The organism is Sedimentisphaera cyanobacteriorum (assembly GCF_001997385.1).
In the GTDB taxonomy this organism is placed as follows: Bacteria; Planctomycetota; Phycisphaerae; order Sedimentisphaerales; family Sedimentisphaeraceae; genus Sedimentisphaera; species Sedimentisphaera cyanobacteriorum.
This window is the reverse complement of the sequence record NZ_CP019633.1, coordinates 2,370,424-2,385,800: the sequence shown is the minus strand read 5'-3', so window position 1 is coordinate 2,385,800 and position 15,377 is coordinate 2,370,424. Positions and strand designations below refer to the sequence as shown.

General features: G+C 48.1%; 12 protein-coding genes. 4 read left to right on the top strand and 8 right to left on the bottom strand.

The features are described from left to right. Positions 1-143 precede the first annotated feature (143 nt). Positions 144-977 carry a 4-hydroxy-3-methylbut-2-enyl diphosphate reductase gene (gene ispH / locus L21SP3_RS09605; RefSeq protein WP_077540975.1) on the bottom strand — a complete coding sequence of 278 codons (834 nt, stop codon included), beginning with the start codon at positions 975-977 and terminating at the stop codon, positions 144-146. A gap of 134 nt (positions 978-1,111) precedes the next feature. Here ispH and L21SP3_RS09600 point away from each other — a divergent pair, with 134 nt between their 5' ends. The 3 genes from L21SP3_RS09600 to L21SP3_RS09590 all read left to right on the top strand — a co-directional run bounded on the left by L21SP3_RS09600 (position 1,112) and on the right by L21SP3_RS09590 (position 3,184). Continuing rightward, positions 1,112-1,321 carry a zinc-ribbon domain-containing protein gene (locus L21SP3_RS09600; RefSeq protein WP_077540973.1) on the top strand — a complete coding sequence of 70 codons (210 nt, stop codon included), beginning with the start codon at positions 1,112-1,114 and terminating at the stop codon, positions 1,319-1,321. Between the two features lie 21 nt (positions 1,322-1,342). Next, positions 1,343-1,738 (top strand): PH domain-containing protein, encoded by a 396-nt coding sequence (locus tag L21SP3_RS09595; protein ID WP_077540971.1) that lies wholly within the window; start codon positions 1,343-1,345, stop codon positions 1,736-1,738. Positions 1,739-1,837: 99 nt separating this feature from the next. Continuing rightward, a complete protein-coding gene (locus L21SP3_RS09590) occupies positions 1,838-3,184 on the top strand; it encodes an ABC transporter permease (protein ID WP_077540969.1) in 1,347 nt (448 codons plus the stop codon). A 147-nt stretch (positions 3,185-3,331) separates the two neighbouring features. Here the strand turns inward: L21SP3_RS09590 and aroB are convergent, their stop codons facing one another. The 7 genes from aroB to L21SP3_RS09555 form a co-directional block, all read right to left on the bottom strand. Further along, a complete protein-coding gene (aroB, locus tag L21SP3_RS09585) occupies positions 3,332-4,441 on the bottom strand; it encodes a 3-dehydroquinate synthase (protein ID WP_161488171.1) in 1,110 nt (369 codons plus the stop codon). Positions 4,442-4,537: 96 nt separating this feature from the next. Beyond that, a complete protein-coding gene (locus L21SP3_RS09580; protein WP_077540965.1) occupies positions 4,538-5,011 on the bottom strand; it encodes a 3-hydroxyacyl-ACP dehydratase FabZ family protein in 474 nt (157 codons plus the stop codon). Between the two features lie 24 nt (positions 5,012-5,035). Further along, positions 5,036-5,203 carry a hypothetical protein gene (locus tag L21SP3_RS09575; protein WP_077540963.1) on the bottom strand — a complete coding sequence of 56 codons (168 nt, stop codon included), beginning with the start codon at positions 5,201-5,203 and terminating at the stop codon, positions 5,036-5,038. A gap of 102 nt (positions 5,204-5,305) precedes the next feature. After that, positions 5,306-6,304 (bottom strand): lysylphosphatidylglycerol synthase transmembrane domain-containing protein, encoded by a 999-nt coding sequence (locus L21SP3_RS09570; RefSeq protein WP_077540961.1) that lies wholly within the window; start codon positions 6,302-6,304, stop codon positions 5,306-5,308. A gap of 15 nt (positions 6,305-6,319) precedes the next feature. Then, positions 6,320-9,796 (bottom strand): DNA polymerase III subunit alpha, encoded by a 3,477-nt coding sequence (locus tag L21SP3_RS09565; protein ID WP_077540959.1) that lies wholly within the window; start codon positions 9,794-9,796, stop codon positions 6,320-6,322. Positions 9,797-9,951: 155 nt separating this feature from the next. After that, positions 9,952-10,866, bottom strand: coding sequence for a PEP-CTERM sorting domain-containing protein (locus tag L21SP3_RS09560; protein WP_077540957.1), 915 nt, complete (start codon positions 10,864-10,866; stop codon positions 9,952-9,954). 117 nt (positions 10,867-10,983) lie between these two features. Then, entirely contained in the window at positions 10,984-13,380 is a 2,397-nt protein-coding gene (locus L21SP3_RS09555) for a GEVED domain-containing protein (protein ID WP_077540955.1), read from the bottom strand. 927 nt (positions 13,381-14,307) lie between these two features. Here L21SP3_RS09555 and L21SP3_RS09550 point away from each other — a divergent pair. Continuing rightward, positions 14,308-14,967: a PEP-CTERM sorting domain-containing protein gene (locus L21SP3_RS09550; protein WP_077540953.1), complete on the top strand. Its 660-nt coding sequence runs from the start codon at positions 14,308-14,310 to the stop codon at positions 14,965-14,967. Positions 14,968-15,377 lie beyond the last annotated feature (410 nt).

Here is a 15,377-nt window from a genome sequence, read left to right as displayed (position 1 = left end):
TATATAGAGGTGCCGACAACCGCTTGAAATGATATTATAATGAAGCTCCTGCACTTGTCAAGCTTGAGGATAAGATATTAATGCAATGCTTTAATATTTTCAATTTTGCAGATTCGTTTTTTAACTGGTCTGAAATCCTGCATTCAAAGCTTCTGGATTTCTTGTGTGAATTCCTGAATCACCCAGTCCGGCGTTGAGGCGCCAGCAGTGATACCTGCAGTTCTGCAATTTCTGGTCATCTGTTCTTTGAGTTCTGATAGATTCTGCAAGTGATATACGTTTTTGCATCCTTCGCTGCACAGCTCGGCGAGTTTTCTAGTGTTTGCGCTGTGGAGCCCGCCGAGAACAAACATCACATCCACTCTTTCGGAAAGCTCTCTGGCTGCCTGCTGCCTTCTCTGCGATTCTCTGCACAGCGTGTTAACGGCTCTTATCTCTGAGAATTCGGCGTTTACCGCTGCCGCAGCCATGCGGGAGAAGAAGCCGTAAGACTGCGTTGTCTGGCACAGCAGAGCCATTTTCTTGTGCGAGGCGGCTAAAGCCTTCATCTGCTCGGGGGTTTCTGCCACCACAGCCGCTTCGGTATGCCCGGCGATTGAGATTATCTCGGGGTGCTGCGGGTCTCCGGCTATCACAACCTTCCAGCCCTCAGCCTCAAGCCGGGAGGCCTTCTGCTGAACCCGCTTAACCAGAACGCATGTTGCATCAACAATGCGCAGCCCGCGCCTCTGGATCTGTTCTATCATATCATTTGTTGCCCCGTGCGAACGAATCAGGACAGTGCCTTCGGGGATATCATCGAGGCTTTCAACCGTAACCAGCCCCATCTCGGCGAGCCTGCTGACAACATCCTGATTGTGTATCACAGGCCCGAGGCTGTAAACGGGGGATTCCTTTTCGAGCGTCTGTTCGGCGATTTTAATCGCATTGCGAACGCCGAGGCAGAAGCCGCATTTTTCTGCTGTTAATACTTGCATATTCACCTTGTGTAATCAGTTTGATTCTGTTATTATCCAGAAACTTGGCTTCAGGGCAATTGTTTTAGCCGAAATCAGCTTAACTGGACATAAAGATTAAGCTCTAAAATATACTTATTTACAGGGGAAGCAATATGTATTGCAGTAAATGCGGCAAACAGATCAGCGATGATGCGAGGTTTTGCGACAGCTGCGGAACGCCCACCGCAGTAAACACAAGCGAAGACGTGCAGGCATCCGGCATGCGGGATACTTGCAGCCCGTCTATAAGGATAAGCCCAACGTTCAATCCTGTTCTTAGCGTGGTATCTTTTATTCCTCTCCAGCTGTTTCTCACGGCTTGAGGAGCAGGATTTCTTGGAGGGATGAGCTTGGGCGGAATCAAAGCTATGAAGCTCGGGATTCCCGAATGGGCGCCGTTTGTTTTCTTCGGAGCTCTATTCTTTTTCGGTGTGCCGGCTTTGGTGTATATCTTCAAGAAGAAGACCTACGAAAAAACCGAATACCGCTTCTTCAAAGACCGCCTTGAATATTCCGAGGGCTTTCTGACAGCTCAGGACAAAACAATCAAATACGACAAAATCACCGAAACTTCCATGAGAAGGGGGGTTGTGCAGAAGCGTTTCGGCCTTGGTACAATCTTCCTCGCCACGCCCGCTAGCGGATATCAGCAGAGCAGGGCAGGAAGCGGTATTCGGATAAAAGATGTTGAGCAGCCCGAAAAGCTCTATGCCCAAATTGAAGGCCTAATCGGTAAATAGCAGCATCTCGCAGTTGACCTCTCTGCCGGTGCGGGTAGAATTATGTCCAGCCGAGAATCGGCTTCAAATTCCCTTTATATTTTCTGAGAAAGGCATTCATTGAGCAGGCTCGAAAACATCCTTGCGGCAAGGTATTTCCGCAGAAGGCTTATAACGTTCCTCGCTGCCGGTGCGGTGGCGGTGTCTGTGTTTATAGTTATCGTTGTGATGACGATAATGAACGGGCTTGTGCTGGATTTCAAAGAGCGGAATCACGATTTCTTCGGAGACTGCATCATCAGCTCCACCTCGCTGACAGGTTTCGCCGGCTTTGAAGAGCTCACGGGCAAACTGCTTGAGAGCGAAAAGATTGAAGCGGCAAGCCCTGTTGTAAACAGCTACGGCCTTCTCTCGAACAGACTTCTTCCGAGCAATATCGGCGTGAATATTATCGGTATCCTGCCCGAGAAACACTGCCGCGTTACGAGTTTCTGCAGGAGCCTTTACGAACCTGCAGGCAAGGCGGGCGATGTTTTCGAAACGCATGGCAGTCAAGCAGAAGGCTGCATCAGAGGGATTGCGATGATGAATCAGCGCAGCCAAAACGGACAATACACCCACTCAATCGATACCGGCCTTGAATTCACGCTTACCACATTCCCCCTTTCGCCAAGTGGTATGCCCGCACAGGCGGGGGCGGATATCTCTTCCAGCAAAACTTTCCGCCTTGTGAACGACGCAAACTCAAAGCTCGCAAAAGAAGATAACTACAACTTCTACGTACCTCTTGAAGAGGCGCAGCTGCTCTGCGGGATGGCAGGGCAGAGCCCGAGAATTACTTCGCTGCACCTTCGCTTTTCTCCGAATACAACGCTTCAGGCAGGGTGCCGAGAGGCAAGAGACGTTCTTGCCGGATTCAGGAAAAGCTATGCAGGGCCTTACCCGAAACTGCTGGAGAACGTGCGGACTGAAAGCTGGAAGCAGTATCGAAGCGAGGTGATAGCTCCGGTGGAGAAAGAGCAGATTATGCTTACGATTATGTTCCTGCTTATCGGGGTCGTAACGGTTTTCGTGGTGCTTGTGGTGTTTGTGCTGATTGTGAGCGGAAAAACGAAGGATATCGGGATACTGAAAAGCTGCGGACTCTCGAATTATTCGGTTCTGGCTGTATTTCTTAAATTCGCATCGCTTACAGGGGCTCTGGGGGCAGCAGCAGGAGCGCTTGGTGCTTGGGCATTTCTCAGCAAGATAAACGAGCTGGAAAGATGGCTCTTCGAGAATTACGGCTGGCAGCTCTGGAACCGGAGCATGTATGTAATCGATGAGATACCCGATAAGCTCCAGCCCGGCGTGATAGGGGCGGTTTTTATCTTTGCTTTGCTCGCATCTCTGCTCGGGGCGGCTGTGCCCGCTGTGCAGGCCGCTGTTAAACGACCCTCAGATACGCTGAGAGTGGAAAATCTCTAACCCGACGGCGATTCATCGCAAACCAACGCTCCGACCATCCAATCCACTGGATATTCAGGTTGGGTGAGTAGTGTAATGGGCTGTCATAAAGGAGCTTAGATGTTAATAGCGGTATTGTCTCTGTTTTCGGTTCAAAATCAGCGCAGATTAGCGGGCTGCCTGCTGTTTGAGCTGATTTACAGCAGATTCCACGAGCCGGGCGTTCACAGGATGAGCCCACTGCCCGCCTTTTGTATAAGCTTTTCCAATATCTTCTATAAGTGCGAATCTCGGCCATCCGTCAACGGCCTTCTTATCGTGTTTTATCAGGCTTAGGATATCATCTTTGCTGATATAATCGGGAATTCTGACGGGCAAAGACAGCTTATTCAAGAGGTTCTCGATTCTTTCGAGTCTCTGCTTTGAGCCTATGCCAAGCTCAATTTCTATAAGCCCCGCAGCGATTATGCCTATCGAAACGCATTCTCCGTGCAGGAGTTTGCAGTTGCTGAGAGTTTCCACGGCATGCCCGATTGTATGGCCGTAGTTTAAGATTCGCCGCTGATTCTTTTCGCACGGGTCTTCTTCCACAACCCTTGCCTTTATCCTGCAGTTCTCTTTTGCCAGATGCTTCAAGGCTTGGTCTCCGCGCCCGATCAGCTCGGCTGTATTATTTTCAATGAAGCTGAAATAACCGCTGTCCATAATCAGCCCATGCTTTACCGATTCAGCGAGTCCTGAGAGATATTCCCTTTCGGGGAGCGTTTTGAGGGTGTGGGTGTCTATGATTACTGCGGCTGGATGATGGAATGCACCGAAGGCGTTTTTGCTGATTGATGAATCTACGCCCGTTTTACCGCCAATGCTCGAATCTGCCTGAGCAACTGTGCTAGTTGGGATGTGTATTACAGGTACGCCTCTTTTGAAGATAGCAGCAGCGAAACCGGCCATATCGCCCACAGTTCCTCCGCCGAGTCCGGTAATTACGGAATCTCGTCCGAAGCCGGCTGCTTCCATCGCCTCCACAATCTCTATCACGGTTTTTATGTTTTTGCTGATTTCGCCTGCGGGAGAGATTATGAATTTATCGTCTTGGGCTTTAAATTCCGAGCACAGAGATGCTGATTCGACGTTTTCATCGGTAACGATAAAATTCCTTCGCCCTTCCGCAAAGCTTTCTATAAGCGGCTTTGAGATTATTCCGCTGCCTATAACAACCGGATACTCCCCAGCCTCTGAAGGCTTGGTTTTTACATTAAATTTGATTAGTTCTTCCAAAAAACTGTCCTGCAAAATCATAAATCAGAAATACCGAAACAAAAAAGCCGTAAACCGCCTCGGGGCAGTTTACAGCTTTTCGGAAAACTTTACCGCCTAAACATTCATCCCTGAAATCTCGCAGGCAAACACCATCGTGCCGTCAACGAGCCCCTGCACTTTTGCAGTATATTTCCTGCTCCGCATTTTGCATATATGACAGAGCATTATCAGCCTGTCTCCGGGTACTACCGTACCTCTGAAGTTTGCCGATTCAATACCCGCAAAGCCAATAAACCCATTAAGGCCGTATATCTTTTTCATATAAAGGCTCGAAAGCTGGGCAGCTGCTTCCACCATAATCACCCCGGGCATAATAGGTCTGCCGGGAATATGGCCTCGCACCCAAAACTCATCGTCTGTTACGTCTTTAAAGCCTACAGAATAATGTTTCTCATCGTCATACCAGATGATACCGTCAAGCTGCTGCATCTCGTAGTTTTGCGGGTTATACTTTAATATTTCAGTTTTGTCAAAGAGCACTCGGCTCAAATCAATGTTATCTATGTCGAAAAGTAGTTTAGGAGGCATCCGAGTAATCCTAAATTTCAGATTTTAGTCGCGCATTTCAAGAACTTTTGCCCTGATTGTCTGGGCAGATGCTTTAATGTCCTGCATTTTCTTGCGCACTCTTGTACCAGCGGCTTTATTGCCGTTTTCAGCCTTCTGTAATTCCATTTCAGCTTCTTCAACAAGAGTTTTAAGAGTATCAAATTCCTGCATTGCCAACTCCTTGGTCTTAAAATGTTAACTGTTTATTATTTGATTATGACTGTTGCTGAAACTTTAGTGAAAAATGGAGGATTGTCAAAACAAAAAAACGGCTCAAAGCGGAATATCCTTGTTTTCAAGGTCTTCGGCAGCTTTAGCGGGCATATGCAGCCCTGAAAGATGTATCGCAAGCCCTGGCAGAGAGCCTACCAGAAGCACAAGACGCTGGCAAATTGCTATTGTAACGGCCTGTTCAGGGCTTACCTCAGGCAGAAGCGAGAAGGCAGCGGAAATGCCAACTTCTAAAACCCCCAAACCTCCCGGGCTTATGGGCAGAGAGCCTATCATCCAGCAGAGCGGGAAAAAGGCTGCGTAGTAGCGGAAATCTGCTTCGATTCCTGCAGAGCTGCAAACCAAATAAAACCCTGAGATGCTGCAAAGCTGAATCAGCAGAGTAAAAACAACAGCAAGAAACATCTTAAACGGACTGCCTGCATAAACCTTAACTGCCTCCAGAAGGCGAAGAACTTTATGTCGAATCTTATCCCAGAGCTTCAGCATAAAGGTGGTTTTTCTAAGGATAAAAAATGCAGCAGCTGCCAAAACGACCAGAAAAGCCCCTCCCGCAAGGATCGTTTCTAACCCGCGGATCTCTTTCGATGAATCGTCTGCAGATGAAATGAGCCTGTATGAATAGAGCAGGCCTACCCCGGCAAGGATAAGCGAGGCTGCAAGACCGCAAAAGCGGTCTACAATAACGCTGAAAGCCGCCTCCATCTTCTTATGGCCGGTATGGTGGGTGATATACCAGGCGCGCAGCACATCTCCGCCCACAAAACTGAGCATTACGTTGTTGTAGAAAAAGCCCACGTATGTGAGCTTCACGGAAGCGAGGCTGGAAACCTTTATGTCTATCAGGCCGAGCAGATATTTCCACCTCAGCCCAACCATCGACTGGGCAGTTAAGAACAGCAAAACCGCTGCCAGAAACATCAAAGGCTTTATCTTCGAGAATGACGCGGCTAATTCCGATATATCCTGAGTGCTCAGCAGAAGAGCCACAGCACCTACACCTATTACTATCCTTGCAATATTAGAAAATGTTTTTTTCATCAATCCAACCTTATGCTATTTGCTTCTTCTGAGCTCCAGAGCGCTGTCGCCGGCGATGCTCCTAACCTGCCCTCTGAAATTCTGGTCTGGGGTAACTGCGAATTTTCCGTCGAACTGGACGGTAACAATGCTTCCGTCTTCGGTTTTTATCTCGAGAAATACGGGCGATTTGCCGCTGTATTCGCTGATAACACGCTTGAGCTTTTCTACCTTCGCCTCCTCATAAGAGCTCTTCCATTTGATGAAAACATTCGTTGAGAACTGATTCATAACCAGCTCGGGCAGGATAACCCTTTTGGCAATAATCTGAGGATTATCACGGGATTTATCAACCTTGCCCTGAACGAATATAATCTTATCCTGCTCTATCAGATGCGAGAATTCAGCAAACTGATCAGGGAAAAGCACAATCTCGCATTCGCCGTTGAGATCTTCAAAGCTCACGATACACATCTTTTTGCCGGCATTTTTGCCGGATTTTGTGGTAAAGATTTTAGTATCGGTGATCATCCCTCCGATGATGATATCCGCCTTGTCTGCCAGCTTTGGAATCTCATCGCTGTGGGCTGTGGAGTATGCGGTGATTGTATCGGCCTGCCTGCTGAGCGGGTTTGATGTAACGAAAATCCCGAGCAGATCTTTTTCATAGCTGAGCATAAGTGCAGGCGGCCAAGCGGGCACATCCGGCAGGCTGTTTGCCTGAGCTTCCTGTCCGCTTTCTTCCTCCCCGAATGCGGCGAATAAATTTCCCTGTCCGCTGAGCTTATCGGCCTGCGCTGTCTGTCCTGCTTTTACGGCAGACTCTACCGCCTCGAAAAACTGTGCCCTGCTTCCTCCGAGCCGATCGAAAGCGCCCGCTTTAATCAGCGCCTCTATAGACTGCTTGGTAACAGCTCTCAGATCAACATTTTCGCAGAAGTGATACAGTCCTGTAAAGCCTCCGCATTCTTCTCTTGCCTCTATAATCTTTTCAATCGCCTTCTCTCCAAGCCCCTTTATAGCCCCGAGGCCGAAGCGAATCTTTCCGCACTTATTCTTTCTGTCCTTTTCGGAATCGTAGGCGGCCTTGAAATCCACAAAGCTTTCATTTATATCCGGCGGGAGGATATCAATCCCCATAGCCTTGCATTCTTTGAAGTATTCCTTGGCCTTTGTCTGGTCGCCCTTTTCGTAGGTGAGCAGGGAAGCCATAAACTCCACCGGCCAATATCGCTTGAGGTATGCGGTTTGGAAAGCAACAAACGCATACCGCGAGGAGTGGCTTTTGTTGAAGCCGTAGCCGGCAAATTTTTCGATAAGGGCAAAGATATTCTCGGCCTGCTCTTTATCGAGGCCGTTTTCAACGCATCCGCTGATGAAATGCTGCTTCTTATCGGCGATGATTTTTTCTTTCTTCTTGCTTATGGCTTTAATGAGCTTGTATGCCTCACGAAGCTTGATTCCTCCGAGCCTGTGGCAAATCTGCATCACCTGCTCCTGATACACCATAATCCCGAAGGTTTCTTCGAGCACCTCCTCCATTACAGGATGAGGCACCTCCCATTTCGCCCCATGCTTCCTTGCAACGAAATCATCAATCAAGTCCATCGGGCCCGGGCGGTACAGTGCGTTAGCTGCGATGAGGTCTTCAAGACGGTCTGGTTTGAGGTCTTTGAGCAAGCGAACCATACCTGCCGATTCAAACTGAAACACGCCTTTTGTTTTTCCTGCCCCGAATATCCCGCCTAAAACGTTCTGGTCTTTTATGTCAACGGCTTCGATATCGATATGATCGCCGTGGATTCTCTTAACTTTTCGCTTTGTGGATTCGATAATGCTCAGCGTTCTCAGACCGAGAAAATCCATCTTCAATAGCCCAACCGCCTCCACATAAGGCCCTTCAAACTGGGTGATAAGGTCTTCCGAACCGCTCTGGCGATACAGCGGAAGCATTGTATCCAGCGGCTCATCAGCAATAACCACCGCACAGGCATGCACGCCGGCATGCCTTGAAAGCCCCTCGAGCTTTAGGCCGGTGTCTATCATTTTCTTTGTCTGCGGGTTGTCTTGGTATTCCTTTTTGAGGTCATGGTCGTCTTCAAGAGCTCCATCGAGAGTAACCTTAGGCCCTTCGGGAATCATCTTGGCAACCCTGTTCACATCTGTCAGAGGCACGTCCAGAGCCCTGCCAACATCCCTTATAACGCACTTTGCTCCCATTGTCCCGAATGTGGTTATCTGGGCTATCTCGCCGTACTTCTCACGCACGTAGTTCAGCAGGGCAGGCCTTCCGTCCTGACAGATATCGATATCGATATCGGGCATCTCATTTCGCTCGGGATCCATAAAACGCTCAAACAGCAGGCCGTACCTGATTGGGTCAACATTGCAAAGACCGAGGCAGTAGCCCACTATCGTTCCCACGCCGCTGCCTCTTGCTCCGGTGGGGATGCCGTTTTTCGCTGCCCAGTTGCAGAATTCCCATACGATTAGGAAGTAGCTCGAGAAGCCTTTGCCGTCTATAACGCCGATTTCACGCTCTATCCGGTTTTTAATTTCTTCTGTTATCTCCTTGTAACGCTCTTCGGCGCCTTTGTACACCAGCTCACGCAGATATTCGCCCGGAGTTTTTTTCTCCGGCGGCGTGAATTTCGGTGCGTGCTGTGTTTCAAGGTCTATCTCCACATTGCACCGCTCAGCGATTTGAAGCGTATTATCGCAAGCCTCAGGGACATCGCTGAAAAGCTCCCTCATCTCTTGAGGCGATTTGAGATACACGCTGGTTGGGTAGTGCATTCTGTTCTCATCGCTGACAATCTTGCCTGTGCTGATGCAGGTGAGGATATCGTGCGCCTCGTAGTCGGCTTTGTTGAGAAAGTGCACGTCGTTTGTTGCCACTAATCCGAGCCCGAGCTTCTTAGCAATTTCGATCATCTCGGGGTTTGGGTCCACAGGCTCCTCATCCACCCAGCTGTGCCGCTGAATCTCTATGAAGAAATTATTCTCGCCGAAAATTTTTGCGTAGTTTTCAGCTGCCTTAACGGCATCCTCGTGCCTGCCGCGTATGATGTACTGCGGGATTATCCCCCCTAAACACGCTGAGCAGGCTATAATCCCCTCACTGTATCGGCTGAGAAGCTCATCATCCACCCTCGGCTTGTAGTACAGGCCTTCGGTGTATGAAAGGGATGTGAGCTTTATGAGGTTCTGATAGCCGGTGTTGTTTTCGGCAAGCAGGAGCAGGTGAAAGTTTGAGTCCTTCTGGGTGCCGGTTCTTTCCTGCCTTTTCCCCGGGGTATAGTATGCCTCGAGGCCGATTATCGGCTTAACCCCGCTGCCGGCAAATGTCTTATAGAAATCTATTGCCCCGTAGAGGTTTCCGTGGTCTGTCATGGCCACAGAAGCCATTTCGTATTCCCTGCATTTTTTGAGAAGTTCGGGTATTTTTACCGCTCCGTCGAGCAGTGAGTATTCAGTGTGAAGATGGAGATGCGAAAAACCTTGATTAGACATTTTATAACCGCAAATTGTATAAACTTATTGATAATTAACGAAAAAATAACAATCAAGATTCTATCAATACTCCACGTTTAGGCAAGCCGAGAATTTAAAAATAAAAAGGCCGCAGGAAATCCTAATTCCGCTGCGGCCTTACAATCAGGCTGAACTTATTTATATTTTCGCTTTCTCAAAAAAGCTAATCCTCCCAAAGCCATAATGGAAATTGAAGCAGGCTCCGGAACCTCGGTTACACTCAGATTTCTTATCTCGTGGTATGCTTTAAGTGCGCCTGTGGATGCGGCATAACCGAATTTGATATGATCGGGGCATTCAAGCCCGCACTCGTAATCCCTTATCAGATAAGACCAGTCTTCCCCTTCAGGTTTCCATTCTACAGAAATCACCTTGTCTGTAGGGATTGTGATTTTTACCGTATGTATAACTGCATCATCCCTTGAAGATACCTCATCTGTGGAGAAATCCGCCAAAGAACCGGTTCCAGTCTGGTATTCATACCCGGTGAACCTGTCTTCTCCTTGAGAGCCCCTTATAGCTACAGAATCTTGAGTCTGTCCCGGACCGCCTGTTCTTCCTTCGGAGGGGTTTGAGAAATTTCCGAACTCGTCAAATCCAAAACCGGCTACAGCCCCGTTCAGTCCTGGAGAGCTGTATTGAGGAGCGTATGCAAGCGAGCCGCCGTAGCTTTGAGGGTCAGGATCAACATCCGCTCTGAAAATTGCAAGAGCCAGCCCGTCAGCGAGCGTTCCTCCGCTTCCCCAAGTAACAAAATCGAACGTAAACATAAGACCCTTGTTTGTGGGAATTGCGGTGTCGTAGTAAGCAAAAGCCCCTTGGTTGGCATCCTGATCATTGGTAAGCCTCAGCCATCCATCGCCGTCCGGGTCTTCTCCTGTATCCGCAGTTAATCCCGGGGAGCCGGCAGAATTAGACTGAATCACCCAGCCGGGTGCCGATGTGCCTCTGAAATCTTCCTGTACATACGCTGCATTTACCGCTGCAGCAGCTGAGAAAACACACGCAAACAAAAAGTGCATTTTTTTGCGATAACCTATCACCATCATTTTGAACTTCCCTTTTTAAACACTTACATCTAAATACAGAGTATATTATAACATCAGCAAAAGGAAATGAAAGGGCTAAAGAAAAAATCTTCAGCCCTTTTTCTTTAAATTCTGAGATTACGGGCAGTTTGTGAGCCACTGGCTCGCCATGCATGCAAGGTCGCTGAGATCAACAAAGCCGTCTCCGGTAAGGTCTGCGCAGTCGCAGGTATCCTCGCTGGTTGCAACAGGAACGAATATATAATCTTCCGTTTCGCCGTAGCTGTAGCCCCCTGCAGGGCCTGAGCCCGCTGCAACCGGATCGCCGCTTCCTGTGAAAGCTGTAGGCGCAATCGTAATCCTCAGCCACATCGGCTCTTCGTCAGCGCTTCCCGGATGCCAAGAGTAGAATGGCGGGGTAGTGATTGTATTTACGCCCGCACTGAGATTCGCAAGCTGCTGGTCTTGAACGATCCATTCGCTAACCTGCTGGCCGCTGTCAGCGCATACAATTATATCGTCCCAGTCGCCGTCTCGGTTGAAATCTGCCCAAGCATTAACATAAGCTGTTATTCCTTCCGCACCTGCCGGCACTGTTACACGGTAATCGAAGCTCGTATTCTCGCATTTCGGCATCGACAGCGGCATACCAACGATCCCGTCATCTGCGAAGTCTTTATCTGCTGCGTTGGATGCCGGAATGATATTGTTCGTAGGGTCTTCATCGGAGCCGAAATCAGCGTCCCATTCCAGAGTTACCCCTGTTCCCAGATACGGTCCTGAGGCAGGCCAGAAGTGTATCGGGCCGAAAGGCGGGCTGCCGTTCTGGTAGGTGGTTGGGAATTTTGCAGGGACTGCTGCCGGATAAGTAACCATAGGCGCAAACGCAGAATTGGTGTCGTCCGGAGCATCGCCAAGATCGCATTCGCCGTTATCAGCTTCGTGCAGATGCCAAGACCATCTCTCATCAACCATATTGTTGTTGTTCATAAACCTGACTTTCTCGCGAATGATAACAAAATCGCCCGCATCAATCGGAGTTGGCTCGGACAGGTCTATATCAAAGAAAACATCAAAGAAGCTGTCCGGCGGCATATTTACAGGGTTATTCTCCTCTACAGGCATTCCGTCCTGCAGAACAGGCATCCATGGGAGCTCCTGCTGGAGAGGGCTGGAAGCATTGAGCTCGCCGAAAGGATAGTCTCCAAGCTGGTTTGCCAGCTCCTCAGGGCTGAGAACTGCAAGCTCGAGCTGCACTATCTCAACAGGTATCTCGCCCTGCGAGGTGTCGGGGTTGCCGTCTCCGTTTCTCAGAGTGAGATAGCCGAATTCCGGCATCCCGATAGGCGGAGGATTTATCATCCCGTCTTCCACCCTAAACCCTAAAAGCGGAGTGAAGCCGGCATTAGGCAGATCGGGCTCTGCCAAATCTTCAACCGGCACTCCGTCTTTTGTCCACCAGCCCTTCACTTCCATAATAACATTGCTGTTTATAACTTCCAGCTCAAAGCCCAGATGTATTACAGTGCAGTATGGAATTGGGTCTTCTACAGGGTTAGACCAGTCCATCGTTACATGATAATACCCGTCGCCCTGCGGGGTTATGCTGTAGTTGAAAGACATAAACATATCATCAATATGGGAGAGAAGAATCGGCGGGGCAGCAGCAGAGGGATTGAAGGGATTGTAAGATTCTACCACAAATTCCATGTGATAGTCGTTCGGCCAGAGGTCGGGGTTTTCGATATCCTGATGTATCTCTGGATTAAACCCGACTGTCATCCCTTCAGGGTTATCGCTCGGCCTTACAATCAAATCGTACCAGTAGTTCCAGGGCTTTGGAACGGTTTGCCCCGGAGGCGGAACAGCAGCTGGCCCGCCTACCCAAACAGCGTTCTCATCCACGATGAAATCAATCACCTTGGTGATATCGAAGGCCGGATTGTTCATAAAGCCTGAGGCAGCGGGAGATGCTGCGGCAGGTCCGGTCATCCAGGCATTGATTGTTATCGTTGTTGGCGTGTTCCAAGGGAGTCCGCCCGGACCGCAGACCCAGTGCCAAGAGCGAATTGCTCCGTTCATATCACGGATGCCGAAAGACACGGTATTCACCTGACTGCCCGTCGGGCCGTACTGAGGCGGGACAACAGTAATCTGAATCACCGCTCCGCTGAGGTCCGGATCAACGCCGTACTCGTAAACCCAAGCGCTTGCATACTCGCCGTCCGGCTGGCCGTCTTCCCCCCAAGCCATCACAAGCCCGGGCTGTTCGTCCATTTCCCCGGCATTTTCTGCTACATAAAGCTCAGGCTGGAGGAACTGCGTGTCAACAGGATAGGGGATACCGCCGGGACCCAAATACTGCTGCCACTGATTCATATATTCCTGCCATTCAGGGAGAGTGAGGCCGCGGATAAAACCTTCATCCAGAGCCTCCTGCCAATCTGAGGCGTCTTGTGTTGAGCAGTACGGCTCAGCGCAGAGAAACCCCGAGATAAGCATAATTAAAACTAATGGAAATGATAACTTCTTCATTTTTTTGCCTCCTTTAGCAAAATACAATAATACACCTACATCAATACACAGATGAAAATTCAAAGCTCTGAATTAAGATTAAAAAATTTAGTCGCACTTTTCAAATTAATTGTTCAAAAAGCCTGAAAAAGCCGTGTTTCAAGGACAAAAAAACATCCTGCCAGTAATATTACTGCACTCAATTAAGCATTCGCTGAATTTGAATGAATGTTAAGTTTTCAGCAAACTCTCCAGCCGTAGCATTTACGGACTGAGCCAGCGGTTCGCTGCTTAATAATGCAGCGTCGTACAGCGGAGTTCGCCGTGGCGAACCCGCTAGGATAGCGAAACGTGTAGAGCCGGCCGTAAGCAAAAAATCTTCTCTAAAAGAATGCCTGGCGGGTCCGCCACGGCGAACACCGCTGTAGTACGGGGAATGTTAAACATTGAGCCCCCGTATTGGTGCAGAATATCAAATTGCGGTGAAAAATAGGGGAACAGTTACCTATTTTTAATAGTAAAAAGCTTTATAAAATAATGAGATAGGGAATTGGCCGGGATAAGAATTTGGCTCAGATGAGGCGGCAAGCGGTTCGTCAAGAGCAGCTGCCGCTCAACAAGCATATTTGCTCGGTTTAAAGCCTTGATGAAGCAATTAAACAGAAAAAAATGCCGATTAAAAGCCTGTGAACAATCAGAAATTGGTTTTCTAAAAAATAATCAAAGAAGCTGCAAACTCACATCAGTTGAAAACAATTATTAGGTAACTGTCCCCTATTTTAGGTAAAAAGTGCGGCAAAGATTTACCTCCAATCACTTTAAGCCGCATGAAAAATTTAGAAAATCAGGAAAAATACTTAAAATTAATTTGATTTTTCAATTCAGTTTTGTTAACTCAAAAGAAGTATGTTTAATTGTTTTTTTAGAGAATTGTGAAAGGTGTTTATCATGAAGAAATTATTATCGTGTCTGGCTGTGTGTTTGGTCTTCGCTTCCGCAGGGTTTGCTGCGTATGATCCGGTTATTACCATAACCGGGGAAGCTCAAGACACCGTTTTAGGATATCAGGAAGGCCAAGAGTATGATTTTTCTTTCGTTGTCAACGGTTCTCGGACGGAACATAATATTGACAGTTTTATTTCAGACCGAAATAGCTGGTATTCTGAAACGTTAGAACAAAAGCCTGTGTTTACAGAGTTGTACGGTTCAGGGGTGTCAGGTGAATACGTTAGACCTGATTCAGAAAATGGAGATCCATGGGAAAAAATAAATATTGAATCTGACGGTATTTATATCACACTCAGCTCAGACTATTCCGATATAAATTCTGAAACCTTGAATGGAAGCACTATTTCTAAGCTTAACGCTTATCCGTTTTTACTTGCTGGTCTGACATTTGACTATTCCGATACATCTTATGTTACTCCTCAGGAATACTTTTCCGATTATCTCGGAGAATACAGTGTTTCAGAACAGCCTGTCTTAAATATGATATCCAGCGGCGGTGATACGGCATTTGATATTACTTCAGTAACGATCACCCCCGAGCCTGCGACGATGGCGCTTCTGGGCCTCGGCGGATTTATCCTCCGCAAACGCAGGGCATAAGTACGAATAATCTTTTGCGGCTAAAAATGGGGCGTTCGCTCTGGTTCGCCCCTGCATTTCAATAATACCTTCGATAGGATTGGCAGGATTTTTTGGGCGGGTAATTTGTTAAAATCACGAAGTGCTCAAAGGGCTCGAAAATTTATGTTATAAATTGTTTTACATCAATCGCTTACATTCAAATAAAATCTGTGCCATCTGTGTCATCTGTGGATAAAAAAACAATCAAAACCATATCCCCTTCGTGTGTTTCGGCCCCTTAGTGATAAAACAAAACACAATTTTTTGGTTGGGGGGATTGGTTTAAATTTCGTGGTTCTAAACTATCTAACCGCCCCAAAAGATAACCCTGCTTGACACAAGGCAGGCATCTATTCCCGCCTTTAAAGCATAAATTGGCTTTCGTTCGA